General features: G+C 62.6%; 18 protein-coding genes. 9 read left to right on the top strand and 9 right to left on the bottom strand.

The genetic code is table 11. From position 1 onward, the window contains the following. Positions 1-20 precede the first annotated feature (20 nt). The 4 genes from AERO9A_RS21130 (at position 21) to sutA (ending at position 3,623) form a co-directional block, all read left to right on the top strand. The gene (locus AERO9A_RS21130; protein ID WP_159973852.1) at positions 21-1,337 is read left to right on the top strand and encodes an ammonium transporter; all 1,317 of its coding nucleotides are present in this window, start codon (positions 21-23) and stop codon (positions 1,335-1,337) included. 112 nt (positions 1,338-1,449) lie between these two features. After that, positions 1,450-2,703, top strand: a complete 1,254-nt coding sequence (locus tag AERO9A_RS21125) for an ammonium transporter (protein ID WP_159973851.1) — start codon at positions 1,450-1,452, stop codon at positions 2,701-2,703. 93 nt (positions 2,704-2,796) lie between these two features. Next, entirely contained in the window at positions 2,797-3,222 is a 426-nt protein-coding gene (locus AERO9A_RS21120; RefSeq protein ID WP_159973850.1) for a secondary thiamine-phosphate synthase enzyme YjbQ, read from the top strand. A 77-nt stretch (positions 3,223-3,299) separates the two neighbouring features. Then, entirely contained in the window at positions 3,300-3,623 is a 324-nt protein-coding gene (sutA, locus tag AERO9A_RS21115; protein ID WP_159973849.1) for a transcriptional regulator SutA, read from the top strand. A 137-nt stretch (positions 3,624-3,760) separates the two neighbouring features. Here sutA and AERO9A_RS21110 read toward each other — a convergent pair whose 3' ends face one another. From AERO9A_RS21110 to AERO9A_RS21085, 6 genes are all read right to left on the bottom strand, one after another. Then, positions 3,761-4,462: an HAD family hydrolase gene (locus AERO9A_RS21110; protein ID WP_159973848.1), complete on the bottom strand. Its 702-nt coding sequence runs from the start codon at positions 4,460-4,462 to the stop codon at positions 3,761-3,763. Then, on the bottom strand, positions 4,459-5,361 hold the full coding sequence (xerC, locus tag AERO9A_RS21105; protein WP_159973847.1) for a tyrosine recombinase XerC: 903 nt from the start codon (positions 5,359-5,361) through the stop codon (positions 4,459-4,461). The genes AERO9A_RS21110 and xerC overlap by 4 nt, the downstream gene beginning before the upstream one ends. A 246-nt stretch (positions 5,362-5,607) precedes the next feature. Further along, on the bottom strand, positions 5,608-6,306 hold the full coding sequence (locus tag AERO9A_RS21100; protein ID WP_159973846.1) for a DUF484 family protein: 699 nt from the start codon (positions 6,304-6,306) through the stop codon (positions 5,608-5,610). Continuing rightward, positions 6,303-7,133 carry a diaminopimelate epimerase gene (gene dapF / locus AERO9A_RS21095; RefSeq protein ID WP_159973845.1) on the bottom strand — a complete coding sequence of 277 codons (831 nt, stop codon included), beginning with the start codon at positions 7,131-7,133 and terminating at the stop codon, positions 6,303-6,305. Before dapF ends, AERO9A_RS21100 begins: the two co-directional genes overlap by 4 nt. Before the next feature lie 10 nt (positions 7,134-7,143). Next, complete coding sequence (gene lysA / locus AERO9A_RS21090) at positions 7,144-8,391, bottom strand: diaminopimelate decarboxylase (RefSeq protein WP_159973844.1); 1,248 nt, start codon at positions 8,389-8,391, stop codon at positions 7,144-7,146. 13 nt (positions 8,392-8,404) lie between these two features. Beyond that, entirely contained in the window at positions 8,405-8,530 is a 126-nt protein-coding gene (locus tag AERO9A_RS21085; protein ID WP_159973843.1) for a lipoprotein, read from the bottom strand. Between the two features lie 134 nt (positions 8,531-8,664). On the opposite strand from AERO9A_RS21085, the gene AERO9A_RS21080 reads away from it, so the two are divergent. The 5 genes from AERO9A_RS21080 (at position 8,665) to AERO9A_RS21060 (ending at position 11,864) form a co-directional block, all read left to right on the top strand. After that, a complete protein-coding gene (locus tag AERO9A_RS21080; RefSeq protein ID WP_159973842.1) occupies positions 8,665-9,702 on the top strand; it encodes an AraC family transcriptional regulator in 1,038 nt (345 codons plus the stop codon). A 66-nt stretch (positions 9,703-9,768) separates the two neighbouring features. Then, positions 9,769-10,101 (top strand): iron donor protein CyaY, encoded by a 333-nt coding sequence (cyaY, locus tag AERO9A_RS21075; RefSeq protein WP_159973841.1) that lies wholly within the window; start codon positions 9,769-9,771, stop codon positions 10,099-10,101. Continuing rightward, complete coding sequence (locus tag AERO9A_RS21070; protein ID WP_159973840.1) at positions 10,091-10,282, top strand: DUF1289 domain-containing protein; 192 nt, start codon at positions 10,091-10,093, stop codon at positions 10,280-10,282. Before cyaY ends, AERO9A_RS21070 begins: the two co-directional genes overlap by 11 nt. A gap of 315 nt (positions 10,283-10,597) precedes the next feature. After that, positions 10,598-11,005 (top strand): nucleoside diphosphate kinase regulator, encoded by a 408-nt coding sequence (gene rnk / locus AERO9A_RS21065; protein ID WP_159973839.1) that lies wholly within the window; start codon positions 10,598-10,600, stop codon positions 11,003-11,005. A 58-nt stretch (positions 11,006-11,063) separates the two neighbouring features. Beyond that, on the top strand, positions 11,064-11,864 hold the full coding sequence (locus AERO9A_RS21060; RefSeq protein ID WP_159973838.1) for a lipase family protein: 801 nt from the start codon (positions 11,064-11,066) through the stop codon (positions 11,862-11,864). A gap of 22 nt (positions 11,865-11,886) precedes the next feature. On the opposite strand, the gene AERO9A_RS21055 is transcribed toward AERO9A_RS21060, so the two are convergent. The 3 genes from AERO9A_RS21055 to AERO9A_RS21045 all read right to left on the bottom strand — a co-directional run bounded on the left by AERO9A_RS21055 (position 11,887) and on the right by AERO9A_RS21045 (position 15,961). Further along, a complete protein-coding gene (locus AERO9A_RS21055) occupies positions 11,887-14,748 on the bottom strand; it encodes a class I adenylate cyclase (RefSeq protein ID WP_159973837.1) in 2,862 nt (953 codons plus the stop codon). Positions 14,749-14,906: 158 nt separating this feature from the next. Then, a complete protein-coding gene (locus AERO9A_RS21050; RefSeq protein WP_159973836.1) occupies positions 14,907-15,161 on the bottom strand; it encodes a TIGR02647 family protein in 255 nt (84 codons plus the stop codon). After that, positions 15,158-15,961, bottom strand: coding sequence for an ABC transporter substrate-binding protein (locus AERO9A_RS21045; protein WP_159973835.1), 804 nt, complete (start codon positions 15,959-15,961; stop codon positions 15,158-15,160). Before AERO9A_RS21045 ends, AERO9A_RS21050 begins: the two co-directional genes overlap by 4 nt. Positions 15,962-16,009 lie beyond the last annotated feature (48 nt).

Genomic DNA, 16,009 nt, shown 5'->3' with positions numbered 1-16,009 from the left:
ATCGTCCCAGGAGTTAAATCATGACTCTGCGAAAAATCGCAGGGCTTGGAGCCCTTTTGTCTCTGCTTTCCCCGGGGCTGGCCATGGCCGCGGAAACAACGCTGAATTCCGGCGATACAGCTTGGATGCTGACCGCCACTGCGTTGGTTCTGTTCATGACCATCCCGGGCTTGGCCCTGTTCTACGCCGGTATGGTGCGTTCGAAGAACGTGCTGTCGGTAATGATGCAGTGCTTCGCCATCACCGGCCTGATCAGCATTCTTTGGGTGATCTACGGCTACAGCCTGGCTTTCGATACCACCGGCATGGAGAAGGGCGTCACCAACTTCCATTCCTTTGTGGGCGGTCTGGACAAGGCATTCTTGAGCGGTCTGACTGTTGATAGTCTGGTTGCAGCTTTCCCTGAGAGCGTCTTCATCACCTTCCAGATGACCTTCGCCATCATCACTCCGGCGTTGATCGTCGGTGCTTTCGCCGAGCGTATGAAGTTCTCCGCGATGCTGGTGTTCATGGGCGTCTGGTTCACCCTGGTGTATGCCCCGATTTGCCACATGGTCTGGTCCGGCGACGGTGCCTTCCTGTGGGATGAAGGCGTGCTGGACTTCGCCGGTGGCACCGTGGTGCACATCAACGCCGGTATCGCCGGTCTGGTCGCCTGTCTGGTGCTGGGCAAGCGCAAGGGCTTCCCGACCACGCCGATGGCGCCGCACAACCTGGGCTACACCCTGGTCGGTGCCGCCATGCTGTGGATCGGCTGGTTCGGCTTCAACGCCGGCTCCGCAGTTGCCGCCAACGGCACCGCCGGCATGGCCATGCTGGTCACTCAGATCGCCACTGCTGCTGCGGCGCTGGGCTGGATGTTCGCCGAGTGGCTGACCCATGGTAAGCCGAGCGCACTGGGCATCGCCTCCGGCGTGGTTGCCGGTCTGGTTGCCATCACCCCGGCCGCAGGTACTGCAGGCCCCATGGGTGCTCTGGCCATCGGCCTGGCGGCCGGCGTGATCTGCTTCTTCTGCGCCACCAGCCTCAAGCGCAAGCTGGGCTACGACGACTCGCTGGACGCCTTTGGTGTGCACGGTGTCGGCGGCATCGTCGGCGCCATCCTCACTGGCGTATTCGCTGCGCCTGCCCTGGGTGGCTTCGGCACTGTCGAGGACATCGGTGCGCAGGTCTGGACTCAGTTCGTCGGCGTGCTGGTCACCGTGGTCTATACCGGCATCGTCACCTTCGTAATTCTCAAGGTGATCGATGTGGTGATGGGCCTGCGCGTCAGCGAGGAAGAAGAGACCGTCGGTCTCGACCTGGCTCAGCACAACGAGCGCGGTTACATCCTGTAAGTAGCTGAGGCCTGCCGGGTTCCGGCGGGCCTTCACATGGAGTGCGTCCGGCGCCAACCCGGACGCCTCTACCGAAGAGCGCATAGATAAGCGCGCCGGCAAGAGGTGAACAATGGACAACACAGCATTGACTGCATTGCAGTACGGCTTCGACACCTTCTACTTTCTGATCTGTGGGGCACTGGTGATGTGGATGGCGGCAGGTTTCGCCATGCTCGAATCCGGCCTGGTGCGTGCCAAGAACACCACCGAGATCCTGACCAAGAACATCGCTCTGTACGCGGTTGCCAGCGTCATGTACCTGGTGATCGGCTATCACATCATGTACTCCAGCCCCGAGGGCGGCATCCTGCCGAGCCTGGGGTTCCTGATCGGTGACGAGAACACCGTCGAAGCCGTCCTGGCCGGTGGCGACGATGCCCCGTACTACTCGGCCCGTTCCGACTTCTTCTTCCAGGTAGTGTTTGCCGCGACCTGCATGTCGATCGTCTCCGGCGCCGTGGCCGAGCGTATGAAGCTGTGGGCCTTCCTGGCCTTCGCCGTGGTCATGACCGGCTTCATCTACCCGGTACAGGGCTTCTGGAAATGGGGTTCGGGCTTCCTCAACGAAGCCGGCTTCCTCGACTTCGCCGGTTCCGGCGTGGTGCACATGGCCGGCGCTGCTGCCGCTCTGGCCGGTGTGCTGCTGTTGGGTGCGCGTAAAGGCAAGTACGGCGCCAATGGCCAGGTCAACGCCATTCCGGGCTGCAACCTGCCGCTGGCGACCCTCGGCACCTTCATTCTGTGGATGGGCTGGTTCGGTTTCAACGGTGGCTCGCAACTGAAGATGAGCACCATCGAAGACGCCAACGCCGTGGCCCAGGTGTTCACCAACACCAACATGGCCGCTGCTGGTGGCCTGATCGCGGCGCTGATCGTAGCTCGTATCCTGTTCGGCAAGGCCGACCTGACCATGGCACTGAACGGCGCATTGGCTGGCCTGGTGGCGATTACCGCCGAGCCGCTGACTCCGAGCGCGCTGCAGGCGACGCTGATCGGTGGTGTCGGTGGCGTGCTGGTGGTGTTCTCCATCCTCGGCCTGGACAAGCTCAAGCTCGACGACCCAGTCGGTGCCATTTCGGTGCACGGCGTAGTTGGCATCTGGGGCCTGCTGGCCGTCTGTCTGACTAATAGCGACGCCTCGCTGGGCGCTCAGTTGCTGGGTATCGGCAGCATCTTCGCCTGGGTGTTCATTGCCAGCCTGATCGTCTGGAGCATCCTCAAGGCGGTGATTGGCCTGCGTGTCAGCGAGGAAGAAGAGTACGAAGGCGTGGATATCGCCGAGTGCGGTATGGAAGCCTACCCAGAATTTACCGGCAAGAAGTAATCGCCGGAGTAAAAAACAAGGGCGCCTTTCGGCGCCCTTTGTTTTTTCTGCGAGCGCGCTAGAATGCGCGCGCCGAAGCCTGGGAGATGTGCCATGTGGATGCAGCGCACCCTCGAACTGTCGCCGCGTAGTCGCGGCTTCCATCTGGTGACCGAAGAGGTTGTCAGAGGTTTGCCTGAACTGACGCAAATACGTGTAGGTCTGTTGCACTTGTGGCTGCAGCACACATCCGCGTCGCTGACAGTTAACGAGAACGCCGACCCGGCTGTGCGCCGCGATTTCGAGCGGTTCTTCAACCGCCTTGTGCCGCAAGGCGAGTCGGGTTACGAGCACGATTACGAAGGGCCGGATGATTTGCCAGCGCACTTCAAGGGCAGCCTGCTGGGGTTTCAACTGCAGTTGCCGATACAGGATGGGCGCCTGGCGTTGGGTATGTGGCAGGGTATCTACCTCGGCGAGCATCGCGACCATGGTGGTGCGCGTCGGGTGGTGGCAACGCTGCAGGGCGAGGCGATTTGAATTTTTTCTGGCTGGGCAGTGAAGGCTGCGCGACTGGTCTATAACTAACCTGCTTTTCGCAAGTCATGAGGTTGAACATGAGCGACGAAGACCTGGAACAAGACGATCTGGAAGCCTCCGACGAGGATGAGGGTGAGGAACTGGCTGCAGCCGATGACGGCGACGCTGGCGATGATGGCGGTGACGGTGAAGTTGTAGCGCCTGGCAAGAAGAGCAAGGCCAAGTCCGTCGAGGTCGACGAGCTGCCTAGCGTCGAGGCCAAGCAGAAAGAGCGTGATGCTTTGGCCCGCGCGATGGAAGAGTTCCTGTCGCGTGGCGGCAAGGTGCAGGAGGTGGAGCCCAACGTGGTCGCCGATCCACCCAAGAAGCCCGACAGCAAGTACGGCAGCCGCCCCATCTGAGGACGGCCCGCTATAAGAAACCCGCCCGCGTGGCGGGTTTTTTATGGCTCTTCCCGGAGTTTTGGGAAAGTCCAGTTTCAACCAAGCACTTCCCCCTAAAGCGCAAAAAGCCCATCTATGGCTTCCCCGGATAAGGCTTAGTGCAGCCAGCTATCCAGCAGCCCCGGCAGCTCGGAAAGGCTGGTGATCTGCGCATCCGGCGTGCCATGGCCTTCCCAGGTTAGCCCTCGCGGATTGAACCAGATGGCGCGCATGCCAGCCGCTTGGGCTCCAGCGATGTCGTCGTTGGGGTGATCGCCGATATGCACGGCGCGCTCGGCAACCACGCCGCCAGCGCGGCTTAGCGCCTCGCGGAAGGGCTTAGGATCGGGCTTGCCGACGCCCAGCTCTTCGGCGCACAGGGCGAACTGGAAATACTCGGCCAGGCCCAGGCGGCGCACGTCGGCATTGCCATTGGTGATGACGCCGAGCATGAAGCGCTCGGCGAGCGCCTCCAGCGTCGGATGCACCTCGGTGAACAGTTCCACCTGATGGCGCGCGCTGAGAAACACCTGAAACCCGGCTTCGGCCAGTGCTTGTGCTTCGCCATGTGGATAACCTGCGTCTTCCAGGGCGTGGAACAGAATGCGTCGGCGCAACTCGCTGAGGCGATGCTTGAGCATCGGCTCTGCGTCGAGCAAACGGCTGCGCACGGCCCACAGGTGCTCGATTGGCACTCCACCCAGGCGCGGAGCATGCAGCGCCAACCAGTTGCGCAGGGCGGCCTCGGCGTCCTGTATCACCGGGGTGACGTCCCACAGGGTGTCGTCGAGGTCGAAGGTGATCAATTCGATGCTCATTCGCTACCGCCTTTGCGCTTGGCGCGTGGATGGGCCTGGTCGTAGACGTTGGCCAGATGCTGGAAGTCCAGGTGGGTGTAGATCTGCGTGGTGGCGATATCGGCGTGGCCGAGCAGTTCCTGCACGGCGCGTAGATCCTGCGAGGATTCCAGCATATGGCTGGCAAAGCTGTGGCGCAGCATGTGCGGATGCAGGTGCTGGCCCAGCTCGCGCACGCCGGCCTGGCGTACCCGCAGTTGCACCGCTCGTGGCCCGAGGCGGCGGCCCTGTTGGCTGATGAATACCGCGCCATCGCTCGGATTGGCCAGTTTGCGCAGCGGCAGCCACTGCTCCAGCGCCTGGCGCGCCAGGCTGCCGACCGGCAGTTCGCGCACCTTGTTGCCCTTGCCGCGCACACGCACCAGGCCTGCGGGCAGGTCAAGGCCGTCGAGGTCGAGACCGACCAGCTCGGACAGGCGCAAACCGGAGGAGTACAACAGCTCGAGCATGGCCTGGTCGCGGCGGGCGATGAAGTCGTCCTCCACGGCGCCGTCGAGCAACTGCGCGCTGCGGTCGGCATCCAGAGTGCGCGGAAGACGACGTTCGCGTTTCGGCGGGCTGAGGCCGGTGGCCGGGTCGTGACGGCACAGGCCTTCACGCAGCAGGTATTGATAGAGGCCGCGGATGGCTGAGAGCAGTCGTGCCAGGCTACGGCTGGACAGGCCCTGTTGGTGCAGGCGGGCGATCAGACGGCGCAGATTACGGGTATCCAGCTCGCTCCAGTCACTCAGGCCTTCGGCTTCGCAGAAGGTCTGCACCTTGGCCAGGTCGCGGCGGTAGCCATCGAGGGTATGCACCGAAACCTGACGCTCGCGGCGCAGGTGTTCGAGGTAGGCGTCAAGGTGGGCTTCAAGTGTCACGTGCTGGGCTCCGAACGGGCCGAAGGTGGATGAGCCTCGTCATCCACCCTACACGACCTAGCAGGCCGTTGAAAAACTACCTGCGTTGCCATCGCTGCGTTAAAAACAGCCTCGCGTGCGAGCTCAGTCAAAATGCTCATTTACAACACGTAAAGTCGGACGCGAGCCCGGTCGTTTTTCGGCTGTTTTTGTGGGGCCGCCATCGGTATTGCGCTGGCTGCCTCGCCTACGTTTTTCAACGGCCTGCTAGCGTACCGACCGCAGTGGTGTGGATAAGCCGGGTAGTACACGCGCCAGCACTTCGGCGATATAGCCGAGGAATAACGTGCCCAGCGAGCTCTTGTAGTGCTGGGGGTCGGCGCTGCCGATGGCCAGCACGCCATGCAGGCCCTGGTGGCTGAGGCTGACCACGGCGGCTGAACCGACCTGTGCGGCCTCGTCCTTGCCGAACAGGAACTCCAGCTCATGTGGGCGCAGCACGCCGCAGATGGTCTTGCCGCCGCTGAGCAGGCCGCCGATCTGCTGATGTGCCTCGGCCAAGCTGACCGAGCGCCCGACCGGCAGCTTGGTATCGCTGAACAGAATCAGGCCAACGAAGGGCACCTGGAATTCATGGCGTAGGCTGTCTTCGACGATGCCGACCACTTCCTCCAGGCTGCCAGCGTCGAGCAAGTCGAGCACCAGGCGGCGGGTCTTGTCGAACAGGCGGTCGTTGTCGCGGGCTACGTCCATCAACTGGCCAAGGCGGTGGCGCATCTCGATGTTGCGTTCGCGCAGCAGCTTGACCTGGCGCTCGACCAGCGACACGGCATTACCGGCCTGGTGTGGAATGCGCAGCTCGGGGATGAGTTCTTCATGATCGATGAAGAACTCCGGGTGCAGGCGCAGATAGGCGGCGACCGTCTCCGAGTCGAGCGTCTTGGGCGTGTCCTGCTGGTCGGTCATAGACGAACCTGTCCTTCGTAAACGCGGGCGGCGGGGCCGGTCATCATAACGGGGTGGCCTTCGCCTGCCCACTCGATAGACAGCTTGCCGCCCGGCAGTTCCAGTTGTACGGGCGAATCCATCCAGCCCTGGCGGATGGCCGCGACAGCAGCAGCGCAGGCGCCGGTACCGCAAGCCTGGGTTTCCCCGGCGCCACGCTCCCAGACGCGCAGGCGCGCCTGTTTGCGGCTCTGCACCTGGAGGAAGCCGACGTTGACCCGCTGCGGGAAGCGCACATGGTGTTCCAGCTTAGGCCCGAGTGTGTGCACCGGTGCGTCATCGACGCTGTCGACGCGCAGCACCGCATGCGGATTGCCCATCGACAGCGCGGCCAGCTCGACGTTCTGGCCATCGACGTCGACGCGATAGTTCAGCGCCGCCTGTTCGGCCTGGAACGGCACCTGTTCCGGCTGCAGGCGCGGCGCGCCCATGTTGACGCAGACCTGGCCGTCGTTCTGCACGCGCAGTTCGATGATGCCGCTCTTGGTTTCGACGCGAATGACCTTCTTGGTGGTCAGGCGTTTGTCCAGCACGAAGCGGGCGAAGCAGCGCGCGCCGTTGCCGCATTGCTCCACTTCCGAACCGTCGGAGTTGAAGATGCGGTAGCGGAAGTCGACATCCGGGTGGCTCGGCGGCTCGACGATCAGCAACTGATCGAAACCGACGCCGGTGTGGCGGTCGCCCCACTGTTTGGCGTGCTTGGGCTGCACGTGGGCGTGCTGACTGATCAGGTCGAGCACCATGAAGTCATTGCCCAGACCGTGCATCTTGGTAAAGCGCAATAGCATGGCTTTACCCTCAGTCTGGCAGCAGGCTTTCGCCAGCGTAGAGCTCTTGAACGGTTTCGCGGCGGCGTACTTCGAACGCCTGCTCGCCATCGACCAGCACCTCGGCGGCGCGGCCACGGGTGTTGTAGTTCGAACTCATCACGAAGCCGTAGGCACCGGCCGAACGCACGGCCAACAGGTCGCCTTCGGCGAGCACCAGTTGGCGATCCTTGGCCAGGAAGTCGCCGGTTTCGCAGATCGGCCCGACCAGATCGTAATTACGCGCCTCGCCTTCACGCGGCTGCACCGGCGACACATCCATCCAGGCTTGATAAAGGGCCGGGCGGATCAGGTCGTTCATCGCCGCATCGATGATGGCGAAGTCCTTGTGCTCGGTGTGCTTGAGGTATTCCACTTGGGTCAGCAGCACGCCGGCATTGGCGACGATGAAACGGCCTGGCTCGAACACCAGCGACAGGTCGCGACCGGCCAGACGCTTGCGCACGGCGGCGATGTAGTCGCCGGCCAGCGGTGGCTGCTCGTCGCGGTATTGCACGCCGAGGCCGCCACCCAGATCCAGGTGCTTGATGGTGATGCCGCGCGCGGCCAGTTTGTCGACCAGCAGCAGCAGACGATCCAGTGCATCGAGGAAGGGTTCGAGGGTGGTCAGTTGCGAGCCGATATGACAATCGACGCCGATCACGTCCAGGTTCGGCAGCTCGGCAGCGCGGGCGTAAACCGCCTCGGCCTGCTCGATGTCGATGCCGAACTTGTTTTCCTTGAGGCCGGTGGAAATGTACGGGTGCGTGCCAGCGTCCACGTCCGGGTTGACGCGCAGGGAAACGGGTGCCTTGACGCCCAGTTCTGCGGCGACCTTCTGCAGGCGTTCCAGCTCGACGCTGGATTCGACGTTGAAGCAGTGCACACCGACTTCCAGCGCGCGGCGCATGTCATCGCGGCTCTTGCCGACACCGGAAAAGACGATGCGGCTCGGCTCGCCACCAGCGGCCAGAACGCGCTCCAGCTCGCCGCTGGAGACGATATCGAAGCCAGCGCCGAGGCGTGCCAATACGTTCAGTACGCCAATATTGGAGTTGGCTTTGACCGCGAAGCAGACCAGATGCGGCATGCCTGCCAGGGCGTCGGCGTAAGCGCGATACTGCCCCTCGATGTGGGCGCGGGAATAAACATAGGTGGGCGTGCCGAAGCGCTGGGCCAGCGCGGACAAGGCAACGCCCTCCGCGAACAGTTCGCCGTCGCGGTAGTTGAAGGCTTCCATGGTGCTGCTCCTGTCAGAGTTCGAAACGATCTCGGCTGTTACCGGCTTTTTCGTCGTCCGGCATGTACAGCGGGCCTTTCTGACCGCAGCCAGCCACCAGGCAGACAACGGCGAGGAGCGCGAGGGTCAGTCGCTTCATGGGGCAATCCTTGAAAAAAGCGTGAATTGCGCCGGAGTATACCGACCACCCGCCACCTTGCCTATGCGCCAAGGGCCCGTCTGGCGGGGGCTAGCCGATTTTTCAGGCATACGGGTTGAACTCAAGGAGGTTTGATGGATTGCCCTGCGACACTTGCTGGCTCGGTCTCGGTGGCTTACCTGCAAGCTCTGGTTGACTACCTACAGCGTCGCGGCGTTGCCCCGCAGGTGCTGCTGGCGCGCGCCCGGCTGACGCCTGCCGTGCTGCAGCAGCGTGAGCGGCGCATTGCCGCCAGTGCCTACCTGAGTCTGCTGGGTGAAGGGTGTCGGCTCAGTGGCGATGATTGCCTTGGGCTGCACCTGGGCGAGGCGGTGCGCCCTGGCAGTTACGGTGTACTCGGGCATCTGGCGATGAGCTGTGCCACGTTGGCCGATGCGCTGCACCGCCAGGCACGTTATGCCGCTTTGGTGGGCAGCCTGGGGCGTGTGCTGCTGGATGACGAGCCGCCGCGACCGGGCTGTGAGGCGTTAGTGATACACAGTTGGCGGCCTTTTCTGGCTCAGCAACAGCGCCAGGCGAGTGAAGAAACGCTGGCAGGCTGGCTCAGTTTCGGGCGCTGGATTACCGGCCAGGACATTGCGCCTACCGAGGTGCGGTTTTGCCATGCGGCGCCGCGCGATACCGCAGAACACATGCGTATCTTCCGTTGCCCGGTGCGTTTTGGGCAGGCCGACAATGCCTTGGTCTTTCCCAGGCGCCTGCTGGCATTGCCGCTGGGGCAAGCCGATGCCCAGGTGCGCGCGCTGCTCGACGCTTATGCCGAGCGTCAGCTCGCCGAATTCAATCAGGGCCTTAGCGTGCTTGAACGCACACGCTTGGTGCTGGCTCAGCAGTTGCCAGAACGCGGCGCTGATTTACCGGCTATCGCCGAGGCAATGGCGCTGAGCCCTCGCACCCTGCAACGCCGTCTGCGCGAGGCGGGTCTATCGTTCAGTCAATTGCTTGATGAAACCCGTCAGCAACTGGTGTTGCACGCCTTGCACGAGCCTTCCCTGGATTTGAGCGAAATCGCCTTTCGCGTCGGCTTCAGCGAGCCGGGTTCGTTGCTCAGGGCCTTTCGTCGCTGGACGGGAACGACTCCGGGCGAGTACCGTCGCCACCTTGGCGCCTAGGCGGTGGATCACGGCCTGGCGCTTTCGCCTATTTTTGCAGTCGCTGCACCGAGTGAGGACAACCCGATGAGCCTGAGCGAAGCCCGTTTCCACGACCTGGTCGATGCTACCCAGCAGGCAGTAGAAGATATTTTCGACGACAGTGGCCTGGACGTTGATCTGGAAAACAGCGGCGGCGTGTTGACCGTGCGTTTCGAGAATGGCACGCAACTGATCCTCAGCCGTCAGGTGCCGATTCGCCAGTTGTGGGTGGCTGCGCGTTCGGGGGGGTTCCACTTCGATTACGACGAAGCCGAGCAGCACTGGATCTGTGATACCAGCGAAGAGCTGCTGAGCGAAATGCTCACCCGCTTCGTGGTCGAGCAGGCTGGCGCCGAGCTGGAGTTCGATGAGCTCTGAGCCGCCTCTACCGGCCTCGCCCTGTCGTCGTCAGTGCTGCCTCGACTATGACGACATCTGCCTCGGTTGTGGTCGTAGCATGCAGGAAATCCTCGACTGGAGCGCGGCGGACGCGCAGCGCCGTCGGCAGATTTGCCAGACCGCCGAAGCGCGCCTGCGCGAGCGCAAGGCGCCGGGTTGAGTGGCTGCTCTTGTTTATTCGGTCAGCTATGTTAGGGTCGATAAAACGTCGCAAAACCCCGTCCTCAAGACGGGGTTTTGCTTTTTTCAGCCATGGATTCCGCCCTGCGCAACAGAGCCGACATATCGTCGGATATCAGGCCGTGTGAAAACGTAGCGAGCGAAGGTCAGGCAAGGCAAAAAACGGCGAAAAAGCGCAGTTTACGAGCTGTAAATGAGCATTTTGAGCCGTTTTTTAACGCAGCATGACCGAGCGCAGTAGTTTTCACACAGTCTGATATGGGCGGTTTTTCACGCAAGGAGTCTGCCCGGCATCATGAACAGCGCACCCGCTATTACCATCACCCGTCTCGACTTACAGCGCCTGGAGCGTCTGCTGGATTCGCTGGAGGACTTCGGCCCAGGCGCCGAAGCGCTGGAGAAAGAGTTGGCACGGGCGCAGGTGGTGGGCCATGACGAGGTGCCGTCCGGCGTGGTGACCATGAACTCGCGTGTGCACTGCCGTGAGGAAAGCAGCGGTAAGGACTACCACCTGACCCTGGTTTATCCACAAGATGTCGGCGGCGAAGGCAAGGTCAGCATTCTTGCACCGGTCGGCAGCGCGCTGCTGGGCCTCTCCGTCGGTCAGCACATCGACTGGCCTGCGCCAGGTGGCAAGCAGCTCAAACTGACCCTGTTGGCTGTGGAGTATCAGCCGGAGGCGGCGGGCGAGTACGATCGCTGACGCCCGGAAATATCTGAACTAGAGTGAGGTCTTGCGCCATTGGCAAGGAGGCCTCGCCATGCCCAGTCTTCCCCTCTACTTTCCGCCTAGCTGTTCACGTACCGATGCGTTGCAATGCGCCGATCTGGTCATGCTCGCCTATGACCAGTACGCCCAGTGGCTGACGCAAAAGCGCCCGCGCGTCCCCGTGAACTTCCATTGGCAGTTGCCGCAGCGACCCGGCTGGAAGTTTTCCGCTCCGATCTGGAGCGTCCTTAGTGAGTGGCACCTGTTCAACGAGTCGGAGCCTTTCGGTTTCGCCGCGCGCGACCCGCAAGGCGACTGCTATCTGGTGTTTCGCGGCACCGAGTCGTTGCAGGACTGGCTCGATGATCTCGACCTGGATCAGGCCGACTACCCCTGGCAGATCGATGCCGGCCCGGTGCATGACGGCTTCCTCAAGCTCTATGCCTCGCTGCGTGACCAGGCCTTGCTGGCGCTGGACGATCTGCAACCGCAGGCGCGGCTATGGGCCTGTGGGCACAGCCTGGGCAGCGCCTTGAGCAGCCTGGCGGTGCCGGATCTGCGCCGACGCTGGCCGGTGTTGCCGCTGCAGCACTACAACTTCGCCAGCCCGCGCCTGGCTTCGCCCGCTTTTGCCCGTTACTACAACGGTCTGGCGGTGCCCACCTTGCGCCTAGTCAACGACAGCGACCTGGTGCCCGAGGTGCCGCCGGCGGACAGCGATCGCTGGCTGTATCAGCACCTGGGCATGCCGGTGACCTTCACAGCCAGCTATGCCGGTGTCGCCGACAACCACAGCATGGGCGATTGCTACCTCTACGCCCTGTTGCACCCCGAAGCGCCGATGCGCGGCTAGCCGGTAGTTCTTCAACAGCCTGCTAGGCCTGCTGTAGCGCCGCGTTGAGTGCATCTTCCAGTTCGCTCTTGTAGCGCAGGTAGTGCACTGTTTGCGCCTGCTGCCCGGCCAGCACGGCGGACAGGTCGAGGTCGGTGATGTAGCACGGATAGCGTTCGCCGCCCGAGCGCTGGGCCAGGATGTGCTGCGCTACCGAGCGATAGAGGTCCCGGCCGTACTCCAGCTCGGAGAACTCTCGGTGGTTGCAGTACAGGGTGACGTGGCGCTGGCGGCCGTCGCCCGGCTCGACGATGGCTTGCACGTCGTAGAACGGGTGGCTGATGGGCGCCTGCGGCGGCGCCCGCCGCTCCACGCTTTGGGCGCGCAGCGGGGCATCGGGTAGCAGTTGGTAATAGAGCACTTCCAGCGGCGTTTCGCTGCTGCTGAAATCGTCCAGCGGTAACTGGGCGTTGCGTCGGTACAGCAGCGATTGCAGGAAGCGCTGCAGCGGCGTAAGCAGGCTTTGCTCGTCGCGATAAGGCAGGCGCCTGCGCCAGAGGGCGTTGTGCTCGTCGAGGACGGTCAGTTCGGCCTCGCCGTGCTGTTCGTTCACGCGGTAGAACACCTGGATGGTCTGCGGCCTGCCCAGTGGCAGGATCAGTGCCAGGTCGTTGCCTTCCAGTGCGTAACGGTCGAGATTCAGCGGGCTGTACAGCGTCTGTTGCGAACCGAGGTGGTCGAGCAGTGCTGGCAGGTCGCCGAGAGCAGTGTGGCGCACCTGGCCGGGAATCAGTTGTAGCACGTGGTAGTGCTGGCGCACCTGCACCAAGTAGCGTGAGGGCGTCGCATTGGCATAGTTGTCGAGTAGGTCGCGTAGCAGTTCCTCGACTCGGCTGGCGATGGCTTGGGCGCGGTTGCGGCAATAGCAGCGCACCTGGATTTCCGGGTGCGGGCCGTCTGGCGGCAGGCTGTTGAGCAGGTCGCTGAGGCAGTCGAGCAGGGCGTCTTCGCCGTCGTAACGGGCCACTTGCAGCTCGTTCCAACTATTCAGGCTGATCTGATCGAGGGTCTGCACCAGATTTTCCCGCACGCCCGAGTAGCCCAGCGCATCGATGCGCCCGGTGGTCATGTGCATGTTCATCTGGCTGTGCTGCTTGAGTGGGTCGACGCCGACGTTGACCAGCAGCAGAATCCGCTTGGGCCTGCTGGCACGTAGCAGGTCGAGCTCTTCGACGCTTGGCAGTGGCAGGGCAAAGGTTTGTTGCAGGCTGCTGATCAGGTTGGCGAGCTCGAAATCGTTGAGGTCGCTATCGCCAGGATGCAATGAAAGGCGCGTGCTGGCGTCGATGACGCCGTTGCGGTGGCACCAGGCGAGCAGTTCGATAAGCTCGCGCGTGCGCTTGAATGGGGCGAAGTCCGGCCATTCCTGGGCGCTCAGGCTGCCGCCATACAGGGCCCATTGATGATCTTCTGGTGCTTCGGCGGTGGCGCGTTGCACCAGTGTCAGGGTGTCCTCGGCGAGGTCTGGGGCGATGCCGGGGTTGATGAACTCCACCTTGCCGGCCTTGCGCTCGAAGGCTGCATAGAGGCGCCTGCCCAGCACGTTGAGGTCGCGGTTGTTCAGCGAGCTGCCGACCTGGGCGCTGCGCGCGAACTGTGAAAGGAAGCGGTAGCTGTAGGTCAGTTCGTTGACCAGCACGCGCCGCTCGGCCGCTACCTGACGCACCTTCCACTGGCTGCGGCTGTCAAGCACGGTAAGTTGGCGCGTGCTCCAGTCCCATTCCCCGGTCAGGCGTTCGAGCAGCAGGCGTTGCCAGCTCTTGCTGCGTCCGCGTGCAGGCGGGCGGCTGATGCGCTTGTTCACCTTCAGGTACAGGCAGCGACGCACCAGTTCCAGGCGTTCGCGGTCGTTGCGTGCGAGCAGGTATTGCTCCAGACGGCGGTACACCACGATGTAGGGGTCGAGTTCGTCCAGATCCAGGCGTCCCTCGAAAACGGCTTGTTTGAAGCGCAGCGCCAGGCATTCGACCTTGGGGTGTTCGCTGGCGTAGACCTCGGTGAGCAGTAGTTTGAGCGCCGATTTGTAGGGCGACTCGATGCCTTTGTATAGCTGCCACATGCCAGCGCCGATGAACTCCTGCGCGGGTATCTGCGCCAGGTGGCCGAGGTCGAGCACGTCTTCTTCGCGCACGAAGCGCTTGCTCAGCAGGGTGCGGCAATAATTTTCATAACGCCCTTCCTCGTAAACCGGCACCAGCCACCAGATCGGCGTGCGCCCGCCGAGCCAGATGGCTGTGCGGTAAAACTCGTCGAGCAGCAGGTAGTGCTGGGTCGTGCCGCAGTCGTCTGAGGTCAGTTGCGCTTCGCGGGCGCCCTGGGTGAAGCGCTGTGGGTCGACCAGAAAGACGTGCACCTCGGCGCCCTGGGTGGCGGCCCAGCTTTCCAACTGATCGCACTTTCTGCGCAGTTCTTGCAGTTGCTGGGTGTCCAGGTTCGAGGCATGACATAGCCACAGATCCATGTCGCTCTGTTCGGCCTGTGCCACGGTGCCCAGGCTGCCCATCAGAAACAGTCCGTGCAGTGGCGCCGCGCCTTGGCCGCGACGTGGTTTATAGGCGAAGGAGCGCGCCAGACGCTGGACTTCCGCCAGGCTGGCATCGTCTGGTTCGAAGCTGCTGAGGCCCGCCGGCGTGCTGGTTGAGACGTAGCCGGGCAGCAGCGGGTGATTGACGTGCAGTAGCAGTGGCAGCAGTTTGAGTACCAACTGCTGGCGGGTCGACAAGGCCTCTACCGCGCGCTGCAGGCGCCCTTGGTTGATTTGCAGGAAGCGTGCGCGCAGTTGGGCAAGCACCTTGCGGTCGATGCCGTCGTCGATGTCCGGGCGGATTTCGTGAGTGCGCGTCATGCTCAAGCTCTACTGGAAATGGGGCAAGCCTATCAGCGGCGTGCTCACCAGTGCAGGGGCTATGACGCAAACCGCCCGCCGAATATGCCTGTTTAGGACGCGCCTAAAAACATGAGGTCTAGGTTTTTAGACGCGCTCAGGGCGACGGACTCGATGGTTCAGGCTGCTGTGGCGCGGCGGCTTGCGAGTATGGTGAGTAGGGCTTGCGCATGTTCGGCGGCATCGATACCCAGCCCAGTCAGATATCCCCCGTCTGCCTGGCTGACCAGGCCTTTTTCATACAGGCGGGTAATGGCGCCCTGCGCTTTGAAGGACGCGTTGTTGTGCACCTTGAGCCCTTCCTGGTGGTTGTTCAGGTTGTACAGGGCAAGAATTTCCAGCTCATCGATCAGGTCGGCGGTGAAAGATTTCATGGTGACTCCGTCTTGTTGTTATGACGCCCCTGCAGTGTATAGCCCAGTGGGCTGGTTTGTCCGGTGCGTAGTTGCCAATGTTCGAGAATGCGCTGGTAAGTGCCGTTGTGTCTGATCTGGCGCATGCCGGCATCGAATTGGTGCGCAAGTTCTGTGGCCTGGGGGTATAGACGGGAAAATGTCAGATACAACTGTGGGCGGTGGATGGTCGCCAGTGGAGCGAACTGCCCTGCCAGTTCCGGGTGCTCGCGAAGCAGGGCCTCGGTGGTGCCACGAAAGGCAATGACATAATCCACACGATTGCGTTGCAGCATCAGGAAGCTGTTGATATCGCGGCGTACCGGTATACGCAGGAGGTCTGGGTAGTTATCGAAGTATTCCCCGTAGGTGTAGCCGATGGTCACGGCAACACGCCTGCCGGCAATATCGTCCAGATCATTCACCGCCGCCGTGCCTGCGCGCCCCCAAAGCAGGATGTCATCGCTAAATAACATTTCCTCGGGCAGCAGAAATTGCTGGCGGATGGAGTGATCCGGCGTGGTATTGAAGCAGCCTGCCAGGCCGCCATTTCGCGCAAGTTCCATACAGCGTGAGTAAGGGTAGGGCACCAGTTCGAAATCGGTGCCGCTCGCCTTGAAGGCCGCGCGCACGATATCTGCCGACATGCCCTTGATCTGGCCATCCCGTAACGCGGTATAGGGATACCAGTCATCTTCGGCGCCGATCCGTACCGTCGCAGCCTCGGCGCTGCCGAGTAACGCCAGACAAAGCACCAGCATGCGCAGGAGTCGGTAGGGCATCGACACACAGTCCTTGTTGCTAGGGGCAGGGCTGATCCAAGCAATCTA

Origin of the sequence: Pseudomonas sp. 8Z, assembly GCF_902506535.1 — a bacterium.
Lineage (GTDB): Bacteria > Pseudomonadota > Gammaproteobacteria > Pseudomonadales > Pseudomonadaceae > Aquipseudomonas.
The sequence above is the reverse complement of the archived record's forward strand: the minus strand, read 5'-3'. Positions and strand labels throughout refer to the sequence as shown.